28 protein-coding genes and 1 pseudogene are annotated in these 24,825 nt (G+C 56.0%); 15 read left to right on the plus strand and 14 right to left on the minus strand.

The features are described 5' to 3' along the window. Nucleotides 1-168 precede the first annotated feature (168 nt). From rem to folD, 15 genes are all read left to right on the plus strand, one after another. Entirely contained in the window at nt 169-840 is a 672-nt protein-coding gene (gene rem, locus NAC44_RS03440) for a transcriptional activator Rem (RefSeq protein ID WP_250937786.1), read from the plus strand. A 462-nt stretch (nt 841-1,302) separates the two neighbouring features. Beyond that, the gene (gene flgK, locus NAC44_RS03445; protein WP_250937787.1) at nt 1,303-2,763 is read left to right on the plus strand and encodes a flagellar hook-associated protein FlgK; all 1,461 of its coding nucleotides are present in this window, start codon (nt 1,303-1,305) and stop codon (nt 2,761-2,763) included. Nucleotides 2,764-2,766: 3 nt separating this feature from the next. Beyond that, nucleotides 2,767-3,843 carry a flagellar hook-associated family protein gene (locus NAC44_RS03450; protein WP_250937788.1) on the plus strand — a complete coding sequence of 359 codons (1,077 nt, stop codon included), beginning with the start codon at nt 2,767-2,769 and terminating at the stop codon, nt 3,841-3,843. A 32-nt stretch (nt 3,844-3,875) separates the two neighbouring features. Continuing rightward, a complete protein-coding gene (flaF, locus tag NAC44_RS03455) occupies nt 3,876-4,223 on the plus strand; it encodes a flagellar biosynthesis regulator FlaF (protein ID WP_250937789.1) in 348 nt (115 codons plus the stop codon). Further along, nucleotides 4,220-4,669 carry a flagellar biosynthesis repressor FlbT gene (flbT, locus tag NAC44_RS03460; protein ID WP_250937791.1) on the plus strand — a complete coding sequence of 150 codons (450 nt, stop codon included), beginning with the start codon at nt 4,220-4,222 and terminating at the stop codon, nt 4,667-4,669. Before flaF ends, flbT begins: the two co-directional genes overlap by 4 nt. Further along, complete coding sequence (gene flgD, locus NAC44_RS03465; RefSeq protein ID WP_250937793.1) at nt 4,660-5,103, plus strand: flagellar hook assembly protein FlgD; 444 nt, start codon at nt 4,660-4,662, stop codon at nt 5,101-5,103. Before flbT ends, flgD begins: the two co-directional genes overlap by 10 nt. A 54-nt stretch (nt 5,104-5,157) precedes the next feature. Then, on the plus strand, nt 5,158-5,424 hold the full coding sequence (gene fliQ / locus NAC44_RS03470) for a flagellar biosynthesis protein FliQ (RefSeq protein WP_250937794.1): 267 nt from the start codon (nt 5,158-5,160) through the stop codon (nt 5,422-5,424). Nucleotides 5,425-5,880: 456 nt separating this feature from the next. Beyond that, nucleotides 5,881-7,971, plus strand: a complete 2,091-nt coding sequence (flhA, locus tag NAC44_RS03475; RefSeq protein WP_250937796.1) for a flagellar biosynthesis protein FlhA — start codon at nt 5,881-5,883, stop codon at nt 7,969-7,971. Further along, nucleotides 7,968-8,720 (plus strand): flagellar biosynthetic protein FliR, encoded by a 753-nt coding sequence (gene fliR / locus NAC44_RS03480; protein WP_250937797.1) that lies wholly within the window; start codon nt 7,968-7,970, stop codon nt 8,718-8,720. The genes flhA and fliR overlap by 4 nt, the downstream gene beginning before the upstream one ends. A 9-nt stretch (nt 8,721-8,729) precedes the next feature. Further along, a complete protein-coding gene (locus NAC44_RS03485) occupies nt 8,730-9,143 on the plus strand; it encodes a hypothetical protein (RefSeq protein ID WP_250937804.1) in 414 nt (137 codons plus the stop codon). Nucleotides 9,144-9,263: 120 nt separating this feature from the next. After that, complete coding sequence (locus tag NAC44_RS03490) at nt 9,264-9,878, plus strand: rod-binding protein (RefSeq protein ID WP_250937805.1); 615 nt, start codon at nt 9,264-9,266, stop codon at nt 9,876-9,878. A 372-nt stretch (nt 9,879-10,250) separates the two neighbouring features. Next, complete coding sequence (locus NAC44_RS03495; protein ID WP_250937807.1) at nt 10,251-10,616, plus strand: hypothetical protein; 366 nt, start codon at nt 10,251-10,253, stop codon at nt 10,614-10,616. Beyond that, the gene (locus tag NAC44_RS03500) at nt 10,616-11,146 is read left to right on the plus strand and encodes a hypothetical protein (RefSeq protein WP_250937808.1); all 531 of its coding nucleotides are present in this window, start codon (nt 10,616-10,618) and stop codon (nt 11,144-11,146) included. Before NAC44_RS03495 ends, NAC44_RS03500 begins: the two co-directional genes overlap by 1 nt. Nucleotides 11,147-11,845: 699 nt before the next feature. Then, nucleotides 11,846-12,718 carry a WecB/TagA/CpsF family glycosyltransferase gene (locus NAC44_RS03505; RefSeq protein WP_250937810.1) on the plus strand — a complete coding sequence of 291 codons (873 nt, stop codon included), beginning with the start codon at nt 11,846-11,848 and terminating at the stop codon, nt 12,716-12,718. 81 nt (nt 12,719-12,799) lie between these two features. Continuing rightward, nucleotides 12,800-13,699 carry a bifunctional methylenetetrahydrofolate dehydrogenase/methenyltetrahydrofolate cyclohydrolase FolD gene (folD, locus tag NAC44_RS03510; protein WP_250937811.1) on the plus strand — a complete coding sequence of 300 codons (900 nt, stop codon included), beginning with the start codon at nt 12,800-12,802 and terminating at the stop codon, nt 13,697-13,699. Between the two features lie 126 nt (nt 13,700-13,825). On the opposite strand, the pseudogene NAC44_RS03515 reads toward folD, so the two are convergent. The 14 genes and pseudogenes from NAC44_RS03515 to flgF form a co-directional block, all read right to left on the minus strand. After that, nucleotides 13,826-14,880 (minus strand): annotated as a pseudogene (locus NAC44_RS03515) (flagellin N-terminal helical domain-containing protein). 254 nt (nt 14,881-15,134) lie between these two features. Continuing rightward, nucleotides 15,135-15,875 (minus strand): flagellar type III secretion system pore protein FliP, encoded by a 741-nt coding sequence (fliP, locus tag NAC44_RS03520; protein WP_250937813.1) that lies wholly within the window; start codon nt 15,873-15,875, stop codon nt 15,135-15,137. Continuing rightward, nucleotides 15,872-16,393, minus strand: a complete 522-nt coding sequence (locus NAC44_RS03525) for a flagellar basal body-associated FliL family protein (RefSeq protein ID WP_250937814.1) — start codon at nt 16,391-16,393, stop codon at nt 15,872-15,874. The genes fliP and NAC44_RS03525 overlap by 4 nt, the downstream gene beginning before the upstream one ends. A gap of 30 nt (nt 16,394-16,423) precedes the next feature. Continuing rightward, complete coding sequence (gene flgH, locus NAC44_RS03530; protein ID WP_250937816.1) at nt 16,424-17,200, minus strand: flagellar basal body L-ring protein FlgH; 777 nt, start codon at nt 17,198-17,200, stop codon at nt 16,424-16,426. A 2-nt stretch (nt 17,201-17,202) separates the two neighbouring features. Continuing rightward, nucleotides 17,203-17,727: a MotE family protein gene (locus NAC44_RS03535; RefSeq protein ID WP_420839865.1), complete on the minus strand. Its 525-nt coding sequence runs from the start codon at nt 17,725-17,727 to the stop codon at nt 17,203-17,205. Beyond that, nucleotides 17,724-18,842, minus strand: coding sequence for a flagellar basal body P-ring protein FlgI (locus NAC44_RS03540; protein ID WP_250937818.1), 1,119 nt, complete (start codon nt 18,840-18,842; stop codon nt 17,724-17,726). Before NAC44_RS03540 ends, NAC44_RS03535 begins: the two co-directional genes overlap by 4 nt. Then, a complete protein-coding gene (gene flgA / locus NAC44_RS03545; protein WP_250937819.1) occupies nt 18,839-19,324 on the minus strand; it encodes a flagellar basal body P-ring formation chaperone FlgA in 486 nt (161 codons plus the stop codon). Before flgA ends, NAC44_RS03540 begins: the two co-directional genes overlap by 4 nt. Nucleotides 19,325-19,342: 18 nt before the next feature. Then, on the minus strand, nt 19,343-20,137 hold the full coding sequence (gene flgG, locus NAC44_RS03550; protein ID WP_250937821.1) for a flagellar basal-body rod protein FlgG: 795 nt from the start codon (nt 20,135-20,137) through the stop codon (nt 19,343-19,345). A gap of 118 nt (nt 20,138-20,255) precedes the next feature. Beyond that, on the minus strand, nt 20,256-20,633 hold the full coding sequence (gene fliE / locus NAC44_RS03555) for a flagellar hook-basal body complex protein FliE (RefSeq protein ID WP_250937823.1): 378 nt from the start codon (nt 20,631-20,633) through the stop codon (nt 20,256-20,258). Continuing rightward, nucleotides 20,630-21,067: a flagellar basal body rod protein FlgC gene (gene flgC / locus NAC44_RS03560; RefSeq protein ID WP_250937825.1), complete on the minus strand. Its 438-nt coding sequence runs from the start codon at nt 21,065-21,067 to the stop codon at nt 20,630-20,632. Before flgC ends, fliE begins: the two co-directional genes overlap by 4 nt. A 3-nt stretch (nt 21,068-21,070) precedes the next feature. Next, nucleotides 21,071-21,463, minus strand: coding sequence for a flagellar basal body rod protein FlgB (flgB, locus tag NAC44_RS03565; protein ID WP_250937826.1), 393 nt, complete (start codon nt 21,461-21,463; stop codon nt 21,071-21,073). Nucleotides 21,464-21,702: 239 nt separating this feature from the next. Continuing rightward, on the minus strand, nt 21,703-22,242 hold the full coding sequence (locus NAC44_RS03570) for a flagellar protein (RefSeq protein WP_250938731.1): 540 nt from the start codon (nt 22,240-22,242) through the stop codon (nt 21,703-21,705). Between the two features lie 28 nt (nt 22,243-22,270). Beyond that, nucleotides 22,271-23,662: a flagellar protein export ATPase FliI gene (gene fliI / locus NAC44_RS03575; RefSeq protein ID WP_250937828.1), complete on the minus strand. Its 1,392-nt coding sequence runs from the start codon at nt 23,660-23,662 to the stop codon at nt 22,271-22,273. An 18-nt stretch (nt 23,663-23,680) separates the two neighbouring features. Beyond that, nucleotides 23,681-24,415: a flagellar basal-body rod protein FlgF gene (flgF, locus tag NAC44_RS03580; protein WP_250937830.1), complete on the minus strand. Its 735-nt coding sequence runs from the start codon at nt 24,413-24,415 to the stop codon at nt 23,681-23,683. Nucleotides 24,416-24,825: the final 410 nt, after the last annotated feature.

The following is a 24,825-nucleotide window of genomic DNA, read 5'->3' on the forward strand; positions in this document are numbered from 1 at the left end:
ACTGTATTTAGTGTTTATCTCATGATTTTTATCTATATATAGACCAAATCACCGCTAAAATCTTAATCAACTATTAATAAATATCATTAACTTTCCACAGTTGTCGTTGAGTCGTCCGATTCGTACCCATGACGTGTTGAAACACCACACTGATTCGGAGGCGGACGAATGATCGTCGTGGTTGATGAGCGCACGCTCGTTAAGGATGGATACACGTCACTATTTGGACGTGAAGGCATACCTTCAACCGGGTTTGACCCGGTTGAATTTGGGGAATGGGTCGCATCTGCGGCCGAATCCGATATTGCAGCAGTTGAAGCTTTCCTTTTGGGACAAGGCGATCGCACTGGCGATTTGCCGAGGGCCATTCGTGATCGCACCTCTGCACCTGTGATTGCAGTCAGCGATCAACCCTCACTCGAGGCAACGCTTGCCCTGTTCGACAGCGGCGTCGACGATGTGGTGCGCAAGCCTGTGCATCCGCGTGAAATTCTGGCGCGTGCGGCGGCAATTCGCCGTCGTCTGAAGGCTGTCGCCAACTATACCGAGATCGGTCCGATCCGGGTCTTTTCCGACGGTCGCGATCCGGAAATCAATGGCGATGTCTTCCCCCTGCCGCGGCGTGAGCGCCGCATTCTGGAATATCTCGTCGCCAATCGCGGACGTCGTGTGTCCAAATCCCAGATCTTCAATGCCATCTATGGCATTTTCGACGAAGAAGTCGAAGAAAACGTCGTTGAAAGCCATATCAGCAAGCTGCGCAAGAAACTGCGCAAGAAGCTCGGCTTCGATCCGGTCGATTCCAAGCGTTTTCTTGGCTATTGCATTGATTGGCAATAATGTTTCCGGCGGGAGCCGCCGGAAATCCCATGGGCCTTGCCTCCTGCTTGCAAAAGCGATTTCTCAAACAGCTTCACGCAAGGCCCGCTCCTTAATCTCTTCATAACACGATTTGAACGAGGACGTGCGATGAAGGCGAAGGGGCGCAACGGCAAGGGGGGCAAAAGGCAGGCGGCTGTGGCAGTCAACTGCTTTTCAGCAGTCCCTGCGGTGATCACCTCTTCCTCTTGCGCTGAAGCAGATACGCCCAAGGGATACACTGCTTTCAGTTCTCTCAGATGGGGCGGAACAGGGTGAAGGTGTAGCTGGAGGCAAGGGCGCACCCGGCAGCAAGACGGATAATGACGCGCCCTTCCCGTTCCCCTTTCCAGGTTCTCAGTTCTGGCCGGAACTGATTGTCACATTTTCCGGCCCGAAACCTGAAACCCGGCGCGTTTGTCGAGAAAAAATAAAGGCAGCATCATGTCGCTTTCGTCAACAATGAACACGGCGAAGAGTATTTTGACCAATACCAGCACCCAGTCGCAGGTAGTGTCCAAAAATATCTCCAATTCGCAGACGCAAGGCTATGTTCAGCGTGATGCCACCACGATCATGAACGCCAATGGTGACGCCACAGTCGTCACCGTTCGCAATGGCGATGCAATCTTACAAAAACAGATGCTGACAGCCAATTCGCAGTCGCAGGGACAGACGACACTCGACGACGGACTGACGCAGCTGAACGCTCTTCTTGGAGGCAACAGTTATGATCTGTCGCCTTCCAGCTATATGACCAAGCTGGTCAATGCCCTGCAGTCCTATGAAGCGCAGCCGAGCCAGACCTCTCTGGCCCAATCCGCTGTCAGTGCCGCACAGGATCTCGCCAATTCGCTCAATACGACCTCACAGGGTGTTCAAACCGTTCGCGCTCAGGCGGATGCGTCGATCAAGAGCGATGTCAGCAAGCTGAACGACCTTTTGTCGCAGTTCCAGACCGCCAACAAGGCCGTTGTGCAGGCAACGGCGGCAGGTACTGACGCCAATGATGCGCTCGATCAGCGCGACAAGATCGTACAGGACATTTCCAAGATTATCGGTGTATCGACCGTCACGCGCGGTAACAACGACATGGCGCTTTATACCAACAATGGCACCGTGCTTTTCGACAAGCTGCCGCGCACCGTCACCTTCACCGCCACCGGCGGCTATGGTGCCGGAACCACCGGCAACCCGGTCTATATCGACGGGGTGCCGCTGAAGGCCGGCACCGGTGGCAACACCACCGCCCAGGGTTCCATGGAAGCCAATCTGCAGATCCGTGACGACATTGCGCCGCAGATGCAGGAGCAACTGGATGAACAGGCGCGCGGCCTGATCAATCTGTTTTCCGAAACGCCGAACGGCTCGACGGATGATCCCGTCCCTGGCCTGTTCACCTATGCCGATTCGGATGGCTCATCTCCGACAGATCCCACCATCGTTCCCGGCATAGCTTCCGAAATCACGGTCAACACGGCCTATGTGACAGCCGATAATGGCGACCCGACCCTGTTGCGCGACGGTGGCGCAAATGGTGATTCGTATAAATGGAACACGGACGGCAGCAGCAGCTATTCGACACTTCTGGACAAATATGTCACGGCCTTTGACACGTCGATGGATTTCGACAGTTCCGCGGGCCTGGGCGATTCGGCCACCCTTACCGATTACGCCTCCAATTCGATCGCCTGGTTGCAGCAATATCGCTCCACCTCGGATTCGGCCAAGGAATCGAAATCGGCCCTGTCGCAGCGCGCCACGGAAGCCTATCAGAACAAGACCGGCGTCAATCTCGACGAGGAATTGTCGAAAATGCTCGACATCGAGCAATCCTATAAGGCGTCCACAAAACTGATTAATGCCGTGGACACTATGCTGCAATCGCTCCTGGAGATCGCATAAGTCATGAAGACATCAAGCATATCCAGTCAGACCATACAAAATGCCATGCGTCTGACCATTTCCGATGCACAGAAGCAGATGGTCGATCTTCAGAAAGAAGTCACCACCGGCGAATATGCCGATGTCGGTACACAACTGGGGGCGCAAACATCGTCTGCAGTCGATCTGACCCGCGACAGTCTGCGATTGCAATCGCTCTCCGACGCCAATTCCATTGCCGATACGCGCCTGTCGGCCTCACAAGCAGCACTCGATCAGATCCTGTCCGCCGCGCAGACCCTGCAGTCAACCTATGTCAGTATCGGCAACAACACCGATAACGCGACCCTGACGACCGCACAGCAGACGGCGACCAATGCCCTCAACACCTTTACCAGCGCCGCCAACACATCTGCCAACGGAGAATATCTGTTTTCCGGCATCAATACCGATGTGAAACCGATGGCCGATTACAATGCCGTCGATTCCGACGGCAATGTCTCCTCGGCCAAACAGGCTTTCGATGATGCCTTTCAGAGCTATTTCGGCATGTCGGTCAATGACTCGGCAACATCGAGCATTACTTCTGACCAGATGAAAGATTTTCTGGAAAATACGCTGGAACCCATGTTCACTACCGACACCAGCGGCTGGACAGACAACTGGTCTTCGGCCAGCGATACGACGGTATCGAGCCGGATCAGCAAGACCGAAGTCGTGCAGACCTCTTCGACCGCCAACTCCAACGGCTTCCGCTACATGGGACTGGCCTCGGTCATCGGCGAAGAAATGCTCAGCATGAACCTGTCGACGGATACGCGGTCCACGATGGTTAACAAGGCCATCGATTATACCGGCAAGGCGATCACCGGTATCCAGAACGAACAGACCCAGCTTGGACTTTCACAGCAACGAATCAAGGATGCCAACGATTCGTTAAGCTCACAGAAGGATATTATCGAGACACAGCTGACCAGTCTGACCGGCGTTGATGCCTACGAAGCCTCGACCAAGCTCAACAATCTTCAATCCTTGATTGAAACATCATATACGTTGACGGCAAGATTGCAAAAGCTAAGCCTTGTGGATTACCTCTCATGATCGAGAGGGTGGTAGGGTTAGAGGGAACCTAGATGTACCAGTTTTCCTACAATGAGATCATGGAGGATGGCGTTGCCGATGCCAAGGAGCGTGAGCGACAGGTTCTCGACAGATCCATCGATCTTCTGGCGCAAGCCAGAACCGCGGGCCGCTACGGTCGCGAAAGCATAGAAGCAATCTATTACACCCGTCGGGTCTGGATACGCTTTATTGAAGACCTCAAACAGCCCGACAACCAGCTTGGCGATGAACTTCGCGCCAATCTTATCTCAATCGCCCTGTGGATTCTGAAAGAATGCGACCGCATTCGCAAACGTGAATCCGACAACTACCAGGGTATCATCGATGTAACAACCATCATCAGGGATGGACTTAAATGAAGAGCACCTTGCGAATCTCGCTGAAATCCGGGGAACGAATCTTTATCAATGGTGCCGTGTTGCGCGTTGACCGGAAAGTTGCCCTTGAATTCCTGAACGATGTCACCTTTCTGCTGGAAAACCATGTTCTCCAGCCGGAAGACGCGACAACGCCGCTCAGACAGCTGTATTTCATTGCGCAAATGATGTTGATCAACCCGGAAGGCAAGGAACAGACCCTGGCCATGTTCCGCAAATCGGTTGTCATGCTGCTGACCTGCTTCCAGGATGACGAGGTTCTGGCCGAACTGAAACGCATCGACGCTATGGTCATGTCGGGACGCGCCTTCGATGCGCTTAAAGCTATTCGCGGGCTTTATACGATCGAGGACCGCATTCTCAACAATCAGGAAATGCCCCCGGCCACGATCGAGCAGATCCGCAAGGAGATCGCTCCATGGCGGTAGACGCGACCACAAGCGCGACCAGTACGAGCAGTACCAGCTCGACCTATACCAATCCATGGGCAAACGCCTCATCGACATCGGATTCAGCCGATGCCACGATGAATTACAACGACTTCCTGCAACTTTTGATTGCTCAGATGCAAAATCAGGACCCGACGGACCCGATGAATGCATCCGATCAGATCTCCCAGTTGGCTACGTTTTCGCAAGTCGAGCAATCGATCAAGACCAACACGCTGCTGAGGAGCATGTTGCAGGCCGAGGCACTCACCAAGGCGGGCTCACTGGTCGGAACCACGGTCACAAGTTCTGATAGCACCTCAACCGGGGTTGTTTCTTCAGTGAAAGTCAACGATGATTCCGTATCATTGACGACCAGCAATGGCGATTCGATCAATCTGCAGACAGGCGTCAAGATTTCCAGCGGCTCCTGAGCCGTCGGAGAAACAAATTCAGAATGGCAGCATGATGCTGCGGGGATAACATCGATGAATGAAGCCGATGCGCTCGATATCATGCGCTCTGCCGTATGGACAGTGCTAGTCGCCTCTGGGCCCGCGGTTCTGGCAGCCATGATTGTCGGTGTCACGGTGGCGCTGATTCAGGCGCTAACCCAGATTCAGGAAATGACACTGACCTTCGTGCCGAAGATCGTGGCAATTCTTCTGGCCGTCGGGATTACCGCTCCCTTTATCGGCGGACAGATTTCGCTTTTTGCCAATCTCGTGTTTTCGCGGGTTCAATCAGGTTTCTGACCCAAAGTCTGAGTCTTTTTGTTTATTGAGAGCATCGACCGAAAAGTGGGGACCGGTTTTCGGAAAAATCCGAGATTCTACTGCATAACTTCTTAAATCGGAATCGATTTAAGGAAGAAATTATGCAGTATGTTTAACAGGTTACAGCGTCCTTTGTGCGTTTGATAAAACGCACGGCGCTGTAGAATTGTTCAGTGTTTGCTCGAAACACTGAAAACCCTAGACCCGCCGGTCATCCCGACAGGATTTGAGGCGAAAGCGTGCTTCGGCGCGCTTTTCTGTTTGCCGAGCCGCAGTGTTTCCACGATCGCTTTTCATGACTCCGCCACGATCAGGCGAATTGACAGCAAACACGATACAAAACCAGCGCCGGGCAAGCTTCACCCTGTAGCGGTGAGATGATAGGGCTGGCATGTGTTTCCAGCTCACCCTTCTCATGAGGAGATGGATCGCATCATGGCTCAGGCACCGACGACACCGATTCCGACACTCAATCCCGGCCGCGGCCGTGATGTCGGCTTTGCTTTCGGCATCGTTCTTATTCTCTGCATTCTCTTTCTGCCGATACCGCCCTTTCTCATCGATATGGGTCTGGCGTTCTCGATTGCCTTTTCCGTTCTGATCCTGATGGTGTCGCTCTGGATCCAGCGGCCGCTGGATTTCTCCTCTTTTCCGACCATTCTGCTGATTTCAACGATGATCCGCCTGTCGCTCAACATTGCGACAACGCGCGTGATCCTGTCGCATGGCAGTGAAGGGCATGGAGCCGCAGGCCATGTGATCGAGGGCTTTTCGGCACTGGTCATGTCCGGCGATTTCGTCATCGGTCTGATCGTGTTCGCCATTCTGGTCACGGTCAATTTCATCGTCATCACCAAGGGCGCAACCCGTATCGCTGAAGTTGGCGCCCGCTTCACCCTGGACGCCATTCCCGGCAAGCAGATGGCCATTGATGCCGACCTTTCGGCTGGGATCATCAACGAGGCCGAGGCCCAGCGCCGGCGGCGCGAGCTGGAGCAGGAAAGCTCCTTCTTCGGGGCCATGGACGGTGCATCGAAATTCGTCCGCGGCGATGCGGTCGCCGGTCTGATCATCACCGCGATCAATATTTTCGGCGGCATCGTCATCGGTTATTTCCGCCATGGCATGCCGATCAGCCAGGCGGCAGATGTCTTTGTCAAGCTTTCGGTCGGCGACGGCCTGGTCTCGCAGGTTCCGGCCCTGATCGTCTCGCTGGCCGCCGGCCTTCTCGTGTCGCGCGGCGGCAATGCCGGTTCGACCGATCAGGCGGTTATCAACCAGTTGAGCGGCTATCCCAAGGCGCTGATGGTTGCCGCCGTGCTGATGGGCATTCTGGCGCTGATTCCCGGCCTGCCAATGCTGCCTTTCGTCACACTGGGCGGCCTGATGGCTTTCGGCAGCTGGTTCATTCCACGCCAGGTCGAGGCAGAAAATCTCGCCCGTCGCCAGATGGAAGAGCAGAAGGTCTCGCAGAACAAGGAAGCCGAAAAGGATTCGGTCAAGAATGTGCTGAAGACCGCCGAAATCGAGCTCGCTCTTGGCAAGCTGGTTTCGACGCGCCTTCTGGGCTCGCATCAGGAACTGGCCTTCCGCGTCGGCAAGATGCGCAAGAAATTCGCCTCGCAATACGGTTTCGTCGTTCCCGAAATCAAAGTTTCGGACGATATCTCCATTCCCGACAAGGCCTATCATATCCGCATTCACGGCACGACCATTGCCTCGAACATTCTGCGTGTCGGGGAAGTGCTGGTCGTCACCGGCAATGGCCGCAAACCGCGCATTCCCGGCGACGATATCCGCGAACCAGCCTTCGGCATGCCAGCCGTCTCGATCCTCGAAACCTTCACCGAAGACCTGAAGCGCGAAGGCTTTCATCCGATCGACAATGTGTCTGTCGTGCTCACTCATCTGTCGGAAGTGCTGCGTAACAACCTGCCGCAGCTTTTGTCCTACAAGGACGTCAAGATCCTGATCGACCGGCTCGATCCGGAATATAAAAAGCTGGCGGATGAAATCTGCACCTCGCACATGTCCTATTCCGGCCTGCAGGCGGTGCTGAAACTGCTTCTGGCCGAGCGGGTCTCGATCCGCAACCTGCATCTGATCCTCGAAGCGGTGGCCGAGCTTGCTCCCCATGTGCGAAAGACCGAACAGATCGTCGAACATGTGCGGGTGCGCATGGCTCAGCAGCTATGCGGCGACCTGACCGATAACGGCGTTCTGCGTGTACTGAGGCTTGGTAGCAAATGGGACCTCGTCTTCCACCAGGCCCTCAAGCGCGACAACAAGGGTGAAGTCGTGGAATTCGACATCGACCCGCGCTCGCTGGAAGAGTTCAGCGAACAGGCAAGCCGGGTTATCCGTGAATTCATGGACCGGGGCCTTCCTTTTGTACTTGTCACATCGCCCGAAACGCGCTCCTATGTGCGCATGATCATTGAGCGGCTGTTTGCAACCCTGCCGGTTCTGTCGCATGTCGAACTGGCCAAAGGCATAGAAATCAAGATTCTGGGCGCGATTTCATGATCAGCGACCCCCAGGGTTCCGTGCTGGCCGTTTTTCTGGTGTTTTGCCGGATCGGCGCCTGTTTCATGGTCCTGCCCGGCTTTTCAACAGCGCGTGTGCCGATGCAGGTCCGGCTGTTTGTCGCCATCGGCATTTCCATGGCGGCAACACCCATTTTATGGGATACGGTCTATCCCAAGGTTTCTGGCGGCGGCGCCTCCTTCATTCTGCTGATTTTCACCGAAAGCCTGATCGGTACCGTATTCGGGCTGATGGCCCGCATTTTCGTTCTCGGCCTGCAATTTGCCGGTGCGATTTTGACGATGATGATCGGCTTCAACGCCATGACCGCGCCGGATGTTCTGGAAGACACGGCCGAAAACCAGATGACCAACATGTTGAGCTTTTGCGGGCTGCTCATGCTGTTCATGATGGATTTTCACCATGTGGTGCTGCACGCGATGATCGACAGCTATTCGATCATTCCGATCGGCCATTCCCCCAACACCCAGCAAATGCTGATTACACTGACCGATACGGCCGCCAAGACCTATTATCTGATGCTGAGGCTTTCCAGCCCCTTCATCATTTACGGGCTGATGTTCAATTTCGGTATCGGCTTGATCAACAAGCTCGCCCCGCAAATCCCGGTCTATTATATTTCGACCCCCTATCTGATCACCGGCGGACTTTTGCTGGTCTATTGGTCGATCGGCGCCATGGTTCGACAGTTCGCTGACAGTTTCCTGCCCATTTTTCTCGGTAATTGAGGTGACGGGATGGGGCCGGAGCTGAAATCCAGAAAATTGAAGCGCCTTGTCACCGTACAGAGGCATCTGGAAAAGATGGCGGAGCTCGATCTTGCCGAAACCAGCCGCAAGCGCGAGGAAATCGCCGCCGGCCTCGATCGTGTGATCGAGGCTTTGGGGTCGATGGATCCCGTCCACCGTCTTTTCGCCCAGTCCTATGCCGAGCGGTTTGCCCGTTTGAGTTCTGACGACAAGCGCATGATCGACGTGCAACGCGTGCAGGAAAATATCGTGCTACGCCAGCGCACCAAGGCTGACCGACTGGAAGACCGCATGAAAGAGGCGCGCGATGAAGAAGATCGCGAGATGCAGGAAAAGGCTCTCGAAGATTTGCTCGATCTGACCTTTTCCACGACAGCCTCCAGCAAGCTTCACGAGAGATAGTCTGTATCTGAAATGTGGGTGAGCGCTGCTTCGTTGAGAAAGGCGCTCAGAACGATCAGACTGAGCAATCGATTAGTCAATCGGTGTGCCGTCTGGCAGATATGTCAAGGAGTGACGACGGTGGCTATTTCTCCTCCCAGCGATCTGGTCATGGATGTGGTCAAAGCGGCGGATCAATCATCTCTTGCCGAAGCACAGCAGAAGTTACAGACCATTCGCGCCTCGGCCAGGGCTGCGGACCTCAATAGCAAGAGCGCCGGTTTCGAAGTCGCGATGAATACGCTGAACAGCGACACCGCAAAGGCAGGGCTTGCCAACCGCGCGACCAATTCCATCAAGGTGAAGGATATTCCCAAGCCTTATCGCGAATATGAAGGCGTGGTGCTGCAGAATTTCATCTCCAACATGCTGCCCAAGGATTCCGAAGCTCTTTATGGCAAGGGCAGTGCTGGTGAAATCTGGCGCAGCATGATGGCTGAACAGATCGGCAATACCATCGCAAACCGCGGCGGTATCGGCATTGCCAAGCAGATGTATGCCGAGGAACTGGCGAAAATGCGCGGCCATGCCGTGCAGAACAGCTCCACATCCGCTGCCGACAAGAACATGGCGCAGATGCGCCTCGATCAGATCGAACGCAAAGCGCTTGCCCTTAAAGCGCCGGACCAGGATCAGCAGCAGGACCAGACCCAGACAGCCAACAGCAGCGAAACTGCAAAAGCGGCGACTGTGTAAACCTGCACTGCGGCATGATGTCTTGAGATGGTTGGGATTTCAGACGAATCATGCAGCAGATTTAAAGCGTTACAGTATCTTCTGTGTGTTTGATAAAACACATGGCGCCGTAAATGCCGGTTTGAAGATGACAATTGGGAGCCATTGCACAGCGCTGTGCGCCTGCATACCTCCCAGTCGAATGAGTTTGACATTTGCTCACCATGGCGCTGCACACGGGTGCAAATGTCACGATCGAACCGCTGGCTGAAATGACATAAAAGCAAGGGGACGGCTGGCATTATCGGAATGCACCGGGCGGATGAAAGAATTGCCTTTCCCACCGGATCGCTCTGCAATGAGACCTGCTGCAAGTCAAGGATTAGAGATTTTATGGAACATGTGTCCAACGATTACCGGATCAAGACCGTTCTCGGCCGTCTTGAGATGATTATCGACAACGAGAACCACCGGATCGGCAAGGATCCGGAATTCGACCTCAAGGTTTCCAACGCGCATAAAAGCCGTTGCCTGTATGAATTGACCATGCTGTTTCGCGATACGGACCCACGGGAAATCGCCGTAACCTATGTGGAGCAGATGCACAGCCTGAAGAAAAAGCTGGCCGTCAATGCAAGACGCGTCGAGGCCCATCTTCATGCCGTGCGTGCCGTGGCCGATATTCTGCGCAACGCGGTGCAGGATGCCGATGGTGATGGCACCTATTCCCAGGAACAGTTCCTCTACAGAGAAAACTGATGATCAAAATCATCATAGCCGGTGTCTGGGCCGTCATAGTCGCATTGGTGGCGGTGTATTTCTCCGTTTCGATTGCGACCGCGCCTGTTGCCCATGAAGACCCCAATGCCAGCAAGATCGCCACCCAGGTGGTGCGCGGCGAACAGATCACCATTCCGGATCTGGAAAAAGGCGGTGTTCAGGGCTATTTCCTGAGCCGACTTTCTTTCGTCGTCGACAAGGACAAGGTGGAGAAGGTCGAAATCCCCATGAACACGGTGATGACAGACGAGCTTTTCAGCCTTCTTGTCGGCAATAAGATGATCGATATGTCGAATGGCCATAAGCTGGACGTCAATGCCTTCCGGGAAAAGATCAAGGACGACGTTAACAAACGTCTGGGTGCACCGGTTGTGACCGAAGTTCTGATCGAACAGCTCGATTATCTGAGCAAGCAGGAAATCGATCAGGGTGGTACGCCGAAGCTGAAGCCAGCCGTAAAACTTGTCGAGGGCGACAAACTGCCGCCGGATGCCCAAACCGGCAAATAGCAGGCGGCGCGTGCCCGTCGCCAAACGAAGGCTATCGCCAAGTTTGAGACACAGCGGCTTAAAGCATGTTGCGTTTTATTGTCCTCAATAAAACGATAACGGACATACGAAAAAACAAAGACTTAAAGCACGTTGACCGAGCCTGATAAGCCGCAACGTGCTTTACAGCATCGTGCCCAGAATCGGGGCCGGCACGATGCTCTCAGATTTTGTTTCCGCATCGGGTTTTTCCGAAATCCGGTTCCCACTTTTCGGCCGATGCTCTAGAGCGGTTCACTGTTTCACGGAAACACCGAAGCGCCCGAACTCTTTGTTTCTACGTATTTCCGGACGGAAAACCGCTACGCACTTTTCTTGGGACAATGCTCTAGGACATGGCGTAGCAAGCATGTTGCTGCCAAAGATACTCCAATGCAGTTCTGCTTGCGTGTCATGGTTAAATACTGATAAACATAGTAGCGAGATTTGAAGCTCTCTAATTAAGCTGGGTTTCATCGGCCCGTGTTACCGTCTTTGTTCATATCAAAGGGGGCGACGAGGCCGATGAGCAGGACGTCACGACAGGTCGCGAGTTCGACATCAGACCCTGATCCCTTCAGGATGGAACTGGCAGGGACATCAGGCTATAGTACTGAAAGCGAAAGATGGATAGGACAGGCTGACCACTCCATTCGATCTGAGCGACAGAGCGAAGCCGAAATGAATGCTGCCTGGCTGATCCATCGGATCCGGCAGGATTTCTCCGGGTTGGCCTTGCCCAGGGGAACAACCTATCCCGATGACGAATTTCATCCGATGAACCTCATATCCGCCTCACGCCAGCTTGCACCGAAAAAGACGCTCTTCGACATGTCCGTTTTCGACATGTCCTGGCTGTCCGGGCTGAGTCTGATCAGCCAGTATGCCGCCACACCTGGTGCCTATGCCCAAGTCTCATTCCTGAACGCCAACAATGTCACCATCATGATGCGTGACGAGGCCTATCGTAAGGTGCTGGATGACAACATCGTGCTACCGGACGGGATCGGTCTTGATCTCGCAGCCTCGCTGATTGACGGGCAGCCTTTTGCCGCCAATCTCAACGGCACAGATTTCATTCCTGCCCTCATGACCTATATGGAGGAGCCGCGTCGCATCGGCCTGATCGGAGGTCGGCCTGCCGTACTCGCCGGCGCTGTTGCCAGTTTCCGCAAACATGCTCCCTGGCATCATTTCATTCCCGTTGCCGATGGGTATTTTGACAATGAGGAACTGCCGGTCATTCTCGAACGGCTCGAACAGGCCGAAATCGACATTCTTCTGGTTGGCATGGGCACACCGCTGCAGGAAAAATGGATCAGCACCCATATCGGACCGCAGCATTGCCGTGTGGTTTTCGGCGTCGGTGCTCTCTTCGATTTTGTCTCCGGCACGATGCCACGTGCTCCCTACTGGGTGCGCCGCATTCGCTGTGAGTGGATATATCGGCTGCTGCATGAGCCCGGCCGTCTGTGGCGGCGCTATCTCATCGGCATTCCCGTCTTCCTCTTTCACGTGCTGCGATACAGGCTGAAAGCACATAAAAAAGAGTGATCTTGCCTTTTATCCTTTTGGCAAAGCGCCAGAAATGCTAGCTGTCCCAGATCATTCATCTTGATCGGAAGGACGAACGGCGTGGCGGTGGTGATTGACGGCAAGCAGGCAGCGGCCTCTGTCATTGAGAGCGTGAAGGAAAAGGCGACGGCATTCGAAAGCACCACCGGCGGCAAGATCGGTCTTGCGGTGGTGATCGTTGGCGATGATCCGGCCAGCCATGCCTATGTCGGCTCAAAAGGCCGGATGGCGAAGGAATGCGGGTTCAATTCGGTGCAGCACACGCTTCCCGCCGAGACCACGCAACAGGCGCTTGAAGATCTCGTTGCCCGCCTTAACGCCGACCCGGCCATTCATGGTATTCTGGTGCAGTTGCCATTGCCGAAACCCTTACAGTCTGACGCCGTCATCCAGTCGATCCTGCCGGAAAAGGATGTGGATGGCCTTCATGTCGTCAATGCTGGCAAACTGTTCAGCGGCGACATGGACACGGGCCTGATCTCCTGCACCCCCGCCGGTGCAATGCTTCTGGTGCGCAAGGTGCATGGAATTGATCTCTCCGGCCTCAATGCGCTGGTGATCGGTCGCTCCAATCTCTTTGGCAAGCCGATGGCGCAATTGCTGCTCAATGCCAATGCAACGGTGACCATGGCGCATTCGCGCAGCCGCGACCTGCCCGCTCTTGCCCGCCAGGCCGATATTCTTGTCGCCGCCGTCGGACGCGCCGGCATGGTCAAGGCTGACTGGATCAAGGAGGGCGCAACCGTGATCGATGTCGGCATCAACCGCATCCCCGCGCCTGAGAAAGGCGAAGGCAAGACAAGACTGGTCGGTGACGTGGCCTACGAGGACTGCGCCGCAAAAGCCGGGGCCATTACCCCTGTTCCCGGCGGTGTCGGGCCGATGACAATTGCCATGCTCATGGCCAATACGGTGATTGCCGCCTATCGAACCGCCGGCATGCCCGCCCCTCGGTTTTGATCTCTCTCTCGGCGGCGTGCTGGACGAAATCCACGGATTTCCAAGGCTGCATCCTGTTGAAATGTTACATCAACGACAAAACCGCGGCCTTTCGGCCGCGGTTCTGTTTTCCAGGGCTGCTTACGCTTAACGGAACAGCGACAGGATGTTTTCCGAGTTGGAGTTGGCGATCGACAACGACTGAATGCCGAGAGACTGCTGGGTCTGGAGCGCCTTGAGCTTGGTCGATTCCTCGTTCATATCGGCATCTACCAGGCGGCCGACACCGGTGGTGATCGTGTCGCTCAGGTCCTTGATGAAGTTGTCCTGCAGCTTCAGACGCGAGGTCGTCGCACCGATGGTGGAGGCAGCATCCGTCATCTGCGACAGCATCTTGTCGACTGCCGAAACCATGCCGTCGATGGCAGTGTCGGTCGTGGTCGAGCTGAGCGAGATTTCCGTACCCGAACCCGTACCGGCAGCCGAGCTGATCAGGTAGTAGGTGCCGGTGGTGGTGGTGGTGCCGGTCACCCAGGTGGCCTGCGTACCAGCCGTCAAAAGACCACCAGAGGCAGACTTGTCGTTGATAAGCATCGACTTGGTCGTGTCGAAGCTGATCGTCTTGATCGAGACATTGCCGTCGGAACCACGAACGAAGGAGCCAACCATCTGCTGGGTGGAGCCATTGCCGACGCTGTTGTCGTAGAGCCAGTTTTCGCCGTTGAAGGAGGCCGACTTGGCGATCGAGCCAAGCTGGTTCTTCAGTTCGGTCAGTTCCTTGTTGATCTTGTCCTTGTCAACGCCCGGTTCGCGGGCGGCAACCAGCTTGGCCTTGATGTCGGAAACGACGTCGATGGCCGATTCCATACCGGTATAGGCGGTGTCGGTCTTGGCANACCCGGTTCGCGGGCAGCAACCAGCTTGGCCTTGATGTCGGAAACGACGTCGATGGCGGCGTTCATGCCGGTATAAGCCGTATCGGTCTTGGCAGCGCCCATGCCGAGCGCATCCTGAACCGAAGACATGGCCTTGTTGTCAGAGCGCATCGTCGTTGCGATCGACCAGTAAGCGGCGTTGTCGGAAGCGTCCTTGACCTTGTAGCCGGACGAAATCGCATTCTGCGTGCTATCAAGCTGATTGTTGATCGAACGCAGGGTGGAGAGGGCCGAAATGGCCGCATTGTTTGTCATGATGCTGGTCATGAGATCTGTCCCTTTGGATACAAAAAACGATAGAGGGACATGCCGGGTTCACAATACCGGCAGAAGCGATCGACATCATGTCAATTAACTGTAGTCCGCATTAATTCGCCTCTGAGAGCCAAAAAACACCGCTCCGTTTAAGGTTGGCTGAACGGAAATAGTTAACCAGGTGTGAACATGGCAAAACCACCTGATTTACGGTGTAATATGCCCGGCTAAGGCGGAATATAGTTTATGGGGGGTAAAAGACGCCGTCAGTGGAAGGAGCGGACAAGACTGCCGACCAGAAGGTTCCAGCCATCGATCAAGACGAAGAACAGGATCTTGAAGGGCAGCGAAATCGAGGTCGGCGGCAGCATCATCATGCCCATGGCCATGGTGATGGTCGAGACGATCATGTCGATGACCAGAAAGGGCAGGATGATCAGAAAGCCGATTTCAAAACCGCGACGGATTTCCGAAAGCATAAAGGCCGGCACGAGGACGCGGTAATCCACCTTGCCATTGTTGACCGGTGTCTGACCGCGTTCCTTGGCAAGTTCGATGAACAGCGCCAGATCCTTGTCGCGGGTGTTGTTCTGCATGAAGGTGCGGAACGGCTCGGCGATGAGCGGCACGGCCTGCGTCTCGTTGATCTGGTTGTTCAAGAGCGGCTGCACACCATCCTTCCAGGCCTGATCCATGGTCGGCGTCATGACATAAAACGTCATGAACAGCGCCATGCTGGTCAGGATCATGTTCGAGGGTGTACTGGAAAGCCCCATGCCGGAGCGCAGAATGGAAAAGGCGATGATGAAGCGCGGAAAGCTCGTCACCATGATCAGAATGCCCGGCGCAATCGACAGCACCGTCAACAGGCCGAATGTTCGGATGATCCAGGACGCGGCAGAGCCTTCTATCGGCCCACCATTGAACAGATTTGCCGGAAACTGCTGCGCCTGCGCCAGCTCCGGGACCGCGATCATGACGGCAAGCAGAAAAAGGAATCGAATCATTCGATGACAAATGTCCTGAACATAAGTCTCGATACCCGCCCTTGGGAGCGAAGGTCAACACGCTCCTGCAGATCGTCCTTCAAATAATCGAAACCGCGCGGCCCCTCGATCTGCTGCAGCGACACCGTGCGCATATAGGCAAGGATGTCCTGATGGATTTCCTCCGCAAGCTTGGCATCGACTGGCCCGTTGAACACCAGTGCCACTTCGAGCCGCACCCAGTTTTCCGAGGGATAGGCCAGATTGGTGGTGATCGGATCGAGCTGAACGATATTGCCGGCAATCGCGGAAAGCTTTGGCAGGTCACCCTCGCCTTTTTTTCCGGCGTCCTTTTTTTTCTGCGCTGCCTCGGCTGCCGCCTTCTGAGCATCCTCGGCGTTTTTCACCTTGGGCGCGACCATGGTGCCGACAAGCCAGCCGCCGCCACCGGCAACCAGTGTCAGGCCAGCCAGTGCCGCGATGAGAATGATCATCGCGGATTTTTTCTTCGGTCCCTCAAGGGCAGGCACATCTGTCATGGCACAACCGCTCCTTCCTGTTTCAAACCGTCAGAACGGCGAATACATGTCGACGATCTGCTGGCCGACCGGAGGCTGCTGCACCTCCGTCAGGCGGCCGCGGCCACCATAGGAAATGCGGGCTTCGGCGATCTTGTCGTAGGAGATCGTGTTGCTGGAATCGACATCCTGCGGGCGCACGATACCGGCGACGTTGAGGATACGCATTTCCTGATTCACACGCACTTCCTGAGAACCGCTGATCAAGAGATTGCCGTTTTCCAGAATGCCCGTCACCACCGCAGCAATCTTCAGATTGAGCGTTTCCGACCGGTCGATAGAACCCTTTCCATCCGTACTGGTATTGGAATCCGTGCCGAGATTGCCCGTTCCGTCCGGTGTCTTGAGACCGAACAGATTGATCAGAGTGTTCCAGGTCAGTGAGGTGGAGTTCTTGCGGCTGCGCGAGGTGTCGTTGGAGAACTTCGCCTTGTCATTGATCGAAATTGTCACTGTCAGCAGATCGCCGACATTGATGGCGCGCGAATCCTTGAACAGCGCCGCCTGTCGGTCATTCCACAGCGAATAGCCGTTCGTCACGGTCTTGGCCTGTTTCGGATAGCTGTTGAGCTGCGGCGCCTGGCTGTAGCGCAGACCGCTGCCGACAGGGCTCATCGCCGGAGCATTGCCGATATCCCGGTTCGTCTGGGTGTTGCCGCAGCCTGCCAGCGCAGACGATATCAGCAGGAGGCCAACAAGCCGCGGCAGAGACGAACTGCGCCGCTGCCTTGAATGGTCCGGTCTCGCTTTTGCTAATGGTTCGCTCATGATCAGCCTTTGGATGTCGTGGGGTCAGCGGCACTCGACATGATGCCAGCGATGATCGCAGCCTTGTCCGGCTGCATTTCAGCGAGAATGGCGCTGGATTGCTTGGCTGGCAGCTTCATCACGATCGCCGCTGCCAGAAAGGGATTGACCAGTGCCAGTTGCGGGGCTGCCGCATCCGGCGCCATGGTCTTATAGATATCGACAAGACCGTTCTCGGCTTTCTTCATGAAATCATCGCGCTTGGACAACCAGTCCTGATACTCGGCCTTGCGCTTTTCCAGAACTGCGATGCGCTGGTTGACCTCAGCCTGAAGTTTTTCCAAATCCTGCTTTTGCAGGAGATAACGCTGGTCCCGCGCGGGATCGGCGATATTGGTGCAATATTTCTGGATCTCCTCCAGGCTGGACCCCGGTGAGGGAACAGCGTTCTGGGCGCTGCCCGGCAAAACCGATAGCGCCAGAAAGCCGAAGACCAGACCCGCCATGGAAAGCGTGGTTGCAGATGTGCGATATTCGATCCCAGTCATTGAAGAACGAGCTCCGCTTGCAGGGCGCCAGCCGATTTGATCCCTTGCAGGATGGCGATGATGCCATCCGGCTTGACACCGATATTGTTCAGGCCGGTCACGAGCGTACGCAGATCCGGTCCATCGACGACGGCGACCTTGCCGCCATTTTTCTGTGCTGTGATGCTGCTTTGCGGCTGAACCGCCGTCTGCCCGTTCGAGAACGGCATCGGCTGCACCACCTGCGGGGTCTCATTGACCTGCACGGTCAGCGTGCCATAACTGACCGCCACCTTCGAGACCTTGACATCGGCGCCGATAACGATGGTGCCGGTGCGCTCGTTGATGACCACCTTGGCTGGTGTATCGGTTTCGACCACGAGATTTTCGATATCCGCCATCAGTTGCGTCAGATCGGCCGTGCGCGGCTTCTGGACGGTGATGGTCTGGGAATCATTGGCTTCGGCAATCGGGGAGCCGTAGGTTGTCTTGGCGTAATTGTTGATGGTGCGGGCCATGCCAAGTGCTGTGGTGAAATCGGGATTGCGCAATTGCAGCACCAGATTGACCGAATCCTTGAACTTGGCTGGCAGTTCCCGTTCGATGATCGCCCCGTTCGGCACCCGACCGGTGGTGGTGACCCCCTCCGTCAGGCTGCTGCCCGACTGGCCTTGTGCATTAAAACCGGAAACAACGACGGAGCCCTGCGCCACGGCATAGATCTGGCCATCGGCGCCTGACAGCGAGGTCATGATCAAGGTGCCGCCGCGCAGCGAGCTGGAATCGCCCAGCGAGCTGACGGTCGTATCGATCCGACTGCCGGGGCTGGCAAAGGGCGGCAGCGTCGCCGTCACCATGACTGCGGCGACATTCTTGGCCGCCGACTGACCGCCCTGGGTCGAAATGCCGAGATTTTGCAGCATGGCACGCATCGACTGTTCGGTGAAGGGCGCCGAACGCAGACTGTCGCCGGTGCCTTGCAGGCCGACTACCAGACCATACCCGATCAGCTGGTTGTCACGCCCGGCCTGAAGCGAGGCGATATCCTTGATGCGTGAGCCGACCGCCAGCGCAGGCTGCGGCAGGATCAGCGCCAGAATGGTCATCAATGTGAAGAAAGGACGGAACAGTTTCATTTTGCCTTCACCTGCACCGTTCCATCGGCCATCACCGTGCCACTGACGATCTGGCCGGAATCGAGATTACGCACCCGGATCACGTCGCCGATATTGGCGTCGTCCATCGGCGTGCCTGCTGCAGAAATCGTCAGATTGCCGATATGAAAGACAATCCTGAGCTGGGAGCCGCGGGTGACCGCATAAGGTTTTTTCAAAGATGAGAGCGGAATTGTCCGACCGGGCAAAAGCGTGCGGGTGCTGAGCATTCCAACCACTTGATCCATATCGGAGGCATAGCCACCGATGAGATTGGGATTGGTAACCTCGACCCGATCCAGCTTACCGGAAGAAATGGTTTCGCCCGGATAGATGACGTCTGTGGGCACGATAGCGAAACGCTGCGCAGCAAGCGCCGGAACGGTCAGCGCCAGCAGGAAGCAGAGCGCGACCGGAACCGTTTCTTTCGATCTGAACACGTTTTTCATCAGGCGAAACATCATGTTTGCCTCCCGTTTCAATCAGTTTTTCAAGTTCTTGCTAACGACCTGTTCCATTTCGTCAGCGGTGGTGATGACCTTGGAATTCATCTCATAGGCACGCTGAGCGGAGATCAGATTGGTGATTTCCGTCACGGAATCGACGTTGGAGGATTCCAGATAGCCCTGTTTGAGGTAACCGTAACCGGCATCGCCGGGCGTGCCGTTGATCGGCTTGCCGGAAGAGGCCGTTTCCTGGAAGAGATTGTCGCCGATCGCCTTCAACCCGGCCGGGTTGACGAAAGCAGATGTCTCGAGCTGGCCGATCGTGTTATAGGTGCTGCTCGTACCCTGGAGAACGGACACGACGCCCGATTCACTGATCTTGATTTCCGTCGCATCGGTCGGAACGGTAATGTTCGGAATGATCTTGTAACCGTCGCTGGTTACCAGATTGCCATTGGAATCCTTGTCCAGCGCACCGGCGCGCGTATACCAGGTGCTGTTGCCATCCGGGCTTTGCACCTGCAGATAGCCGCGTCCGACAATAGCCACATCCAGCTCATTGCTGGTCTGGGAAAGCTCACCCTGCGAATTCAAGGTTCTGACCGCTGCCGTCTGCACGCCGAGACCGATATTCGCCCCTTCCGGGACTTCCGACTGGTTGGCGCGGTTAGCAACCCCCACAGCTCGCTCGCTTTGATAGAGCAGATCGGAAAATTCCGCGCGCGATTTCTTGAAACCGGTCGTGTTGATGTTGGCGATGTTGTTGGAGATAACCTCCAGATTGGTCTGCTGGGCGTTCATGCCGGTGGCGGCGATGGCGAGAGCTCTCATGTCTGCTTTCCTCTGAAGGCGTTGGCGCATTTCCGACAGAAATCGAAACCGGTGCTGCGGTCGGAAATGCGAAAAAACAAAGCTTTGAGCGTCGATCCGATGCGATCAGACCGGCGCCCTAGATCTGCATCTTGGTGATGTCGAGATAGGCCGACACCAGCTTGTCTCTGAAGGCCATGGCAGTCTGCAGTGTGCGATCTGCGGCCATCACCGAATCCACCACTTCACGGGTGCTGACCTTGCCCAGCATGCCCCCGATCGAATTCGTTTCCGCCGTCTTCAGCGAATCCATGGCATCGGTCATCATGCTGCCCATGACCTCTCCGAAAGAGGCGCCAGTGGCGGTGCCCGGCGTCGAATTCTGTGTCGTGACCCCTTGTGTGGAAAAGGTACCTGCACCAAGACCCAGCGATGCGGTTGTCGAAGAGGTACCACCTGTCTCGTCCGTCAGGCCCGAGGCGGCGAATGAACCGATTTTGCTGATTGTATCGATCATGACGAGCTCTTCAGCAGATCAAGGGTAGACATGATCATGTCGCGGGTCTGCTTGACGGACTGAAGGTTGGCTTCATAAGTCCGGTTCGCCTCGCGCATGTCGGCCATTTCAATGAGCACGTTGACATTCGGCATTTTGACATAGCCTTTTGAATTGGCTGCCGGATTGCTGGGATCGTATTGCTCGGTAAAATTCGACTGGTCGTAGCCAAGCTTCTTGACCTTGACGATGTCGGCGCCCGTGGCCTTGTCGACCGCTTCACCGAATGTCACGGTCTTGCGTCGATAAGGGTCTGCGCCGGGCGTGTCGCCGGTGGTCTGGGCGTTGGCGATGTTTTCCGAAACAATCCGCAAACGGGTGGATTGCACATCAAGTCCGCTGCCGGCAATCTTCAGGGCTGCCTTGAGCGGATCGGTCGCTGTCACTGAATCCATGTCTTACCTCTTCACAGTCATCAGCATCATGCTATTGAATTTACTGACGAGGTTGGTGTTAAGCTGGCTCATTTGCCGGATTTCGCCCATCTTGGTCATTTCATCGGCAATCGAGACCGAATTGCCCGAGACCTGCACACCAACCTCATCGGTCAGCGGTGCTGTACGAACGTCGACATCGAGATTGGTGTTGAGATCGTTCGAAGCAATGTCAGCCGGATTTGTCCGTGCCATGACGGTCTGGCTGTGGTCCAGCACAGCCTTGAAGGGGGTGATGTCCTTGGCCTTGTATTTCGGCGTATTGGCGTTGGCGATGTTGCCGGCAACGACTTCCTGACGCAGCGACAGCCATTCCGCCTGTCGGGATGCCAAGTCAAAAAGTTGTATCGGTTCCATGGTTTTTTCTCCAATCTGCATCCTGGAGACTAGGCTGACAATCTTGCGTCAGACTGACCGAAAACAGGCTTTTCCAAGCTTGGTTAACTTTTCTGAAATTACCATTTAAACCATTGATAAAATTTTATTATTTTAACGCTTAGTTTGCGCTTCCCGTATGCAGATCACACAGAGACCGGTGGGCATGACAAAGGCTGCGCCGGTGTGGCGCAGCCTTGAAGAGAGGATAAAAATTTCAACTATTGATTTTCGTAGATGGCGCCGGTCGAGGTGATGATCACCCACTTGCCGTTTTTCTGTTCAAGACGGGCAAGACGGCTGTTATCGGGCAGGACCGAACCGACCTTGACCATGTACATGCCGGAGGAATCCTCGATCAACGCCTGTCCGTTGGCCACATGCAGCAGACGGAAAACCGAACCGGGAAAAGGCTGGGCCAACGCCTCGCCGCCCTTGCCATCGGGGGCATCCGGACCTTGCGGCAGGGTTGCCGTCTGCATCCGGTCAATATCCTTGGGCAGTTTCTGCGGCGTGGGATTACTGTTGACGACGGCCATGGGCGCAATCGAGAACACCGATTTCGCCTCCTTGGCGGGCATGTCGCGTGCCTGCTGAACCGCATCATTGCGGAAGCTGAATTTCTGCGGATTGAGAAAGACATACCAGGGAAACGCCGCAGCAGCCAACGCGAGCGACACGCCGGCCATCATGAGCAGCCGGTCGGCGAGGCCGCGTTTTTCACGGGGGGGATTGCTGGGCGGCGGCGGTACCGGCGGCATGTCGTCTCGGGTGAAGTCGTCAAAAAGATCAGGATCGACGCGCATTGTTGTTTCCAGTCGTGTTGGCGGCCTTCAGGGCATGGGCGAGGTCGGCATAGGCATCGGCGGCAGGTCCGTCGGCAGGGGTCTGCTTGAGGACTTCGTAGAGAACCGGCACCTGCTTGATCGCCATATCGAGATCGGAATCGCTGCCGGCGCGGTAGCCTCCGATCAGTCTGAGATCGCGGGTTTCCTCATAGCGGTGGATCAGGGTTTTCAGACGCGACACCAGCTTTTCCTGATCCGGCGTCCAGGCCTTGCGCGCCAGACGCGAAATGGAAGAAAGCGGATTGACCGGCGGATAACGCCCCTCATCGGCGAGAGAACGGTCCATGACGATGTGACCGTCGAGAATGCCGCGGGTGGAATCGGCGATCGGATCATTGTGATTGTCGCCATCGACGAGAATGGAGATGATCGCGGTGATCGTGCCGGAACCATCCACACCGGGACCGGCGCGCTCAAGCAGGCGCGGCAGTTCGGTAAAGACGGAGGCAGGAAAACCGCGTGCGATCGGTGGCTCGCCAGCGGCCGTCGCCACCTCGCGGATGGCATGGGCAAAACGGGTGATGCTGTCGGCAATGAACAGGACATTATCGCCCTGATCGCGAAAGTGTTCGGCAATGGTGATGGCCGTCAATGGCGCCATTTTGCGCAGCATCGGGCTTTCATCGCTGGTGGCGACGACGGCGACTGTCTTGGCCATGTTGTCACCCATCGTATCCTCGATGAATTCACGCACTTCACGGCCGCGCTCGCCAACCAGCGCGATGACCACCTTGTCAAAGGCATCGGCCCGAGCCAGCATTGACAGAAGCGTCGATTTGCCCACACCCGACCCGGCGAAAATGCCGAGACGCTGACCAAGGCAGAGCGGAGCAAAGATATCGATGGCCTTGACGCCGGTACGAAAGCCGGTTTCGACGCGCGAGCGCGTCATTGAGGGCGGCGCGGTGTTGGCAATGGAGCGGCGGTTCAGACCGGATTTCAACGGCCCGCGATCATCAATCGGTTCACCGAGCGCATTGATGGTGCGACCGCACCAGCTGTTTTCGGCGGCCACGCGGAACGCGCCCTTGCGGATGATGGTGTCGCCAATGGCGATCGGCTCTCCCGGTTCGATCGGGCAGACATAGGCAAGCTCCGGCTCCACCCGCACCACTTCGCCAAGATGAATGCCGGACGGGCTGCGATGAGCGACAAAATCGCCCAGATGCAGGTGCTGTGACAGACCGGCAACGGTATAATGGCCAGCGGCGATGGTTCTGACGAAACCGCCCTGCGCCACAGCCTGATCCGGCTTTACGTATCGCTCAGCCAGCGCCGCCATGGCCTGCAGCTTCGCATTGGGTGCGATAACGGGATTGAAGTCGAGGCTCATTCTCTGTCATCCACCCCGTCAGCTGCTGCCGCCAAGCGTCTTGATCGCCTCGCCGAGACTGTCTTCAGACTGGCCCATGCTGGCTGAAATGCTTTCAAAGGCACGGCTGACCTTGATCAGCTCGGTCATTTCCTTGATGCCATTGACATTCGATTGTTCGAGATAGCCCTGCTTGATCTGCACCGAGCTATCATCGACCACGGCCTGCGGCGCCTGCGTGGTCTTGATGCCGCTGTTGTCGTAGCGCAGATAGCCTTGAGAGATATCGGCGCGGAACATACCGATCTGGCCGACATTGCGACCGTTCTGGGTGATGGTGCCGTCCGAACCCACCTGCGGCTCACCGCCTTGCGGATCAAGCTGGATCGGTGCGCCGCCCGTATCAAGCACCGGATAACCACGCACCGTGACCAACTGACCGTTTGCGGTCATATTGAAGCGCCCGTCGCGCGTCAGCACCTCGCCAGCCGGCGTCTGCATGGCAAACCAGGCATTGCCCTTGACGGCGAAATCGAGATTATTGCCGGTTTCCTGGATTTCGCCGGTTTCGGTCGACAGATAGTCGTTGCCCTGCGAGACGAAGGCGACCTTGGCGTTGAGATCGTTGCCGGTGCGGGCAACAACCTCGTCGAATTTGACCTCGGTGGCACGAAAGCCAACCGTATTCACATTGGCCATATTGTCGGCAATGGTTGTCAGACGCTTGTCGAGGGCGCGTTGCGCCGACAAGGATACATACATGCCTGATTGCATGGCATTTCCTTCCGAGCCTTGTGCATCACTCCAGCCAAAAGCATCCGCCAGGACTGGAAAATCGATGCATCAACAAAGGTGAGTGCACGCAAACGGGAATTGAGAAATGCGTCCGTGCACAGGTGTCGGTTCGGGACCAGCAGGCCTGACGCTTGCCGCAACCGCCTTTCAGGAACAGGATCATCCAGCCTTTCGGGGGTATCATGCGGACCGTCACGGTTGCTCGCCTCCATCATGGAACGTGGTTTACCGTTTGAGGCTCAAGGCCCGGTCCTTGAAGACCGCGCTTCGAGCCCTTGTTTTCAAAGCCGAGGCACAAGACCGGAGCCGGTCCAGCAGCAGCATGACTTCACTCATGCGCGATGGGGCTTGTGCGAAGCTTTACCCTTGAGGCGACACAAACAGGCAGC

Origin of the sequence: Allorhizobium sonneratiae (genome assembly GCF_023700755.1) — a bacterium.
GTDB lineage: Bacteria > Pseudomonadota > Alphaproteobacteria > Rhizobiales > Rhizobiaceae > Allorhizobium > Allorhizobium sonneratiae.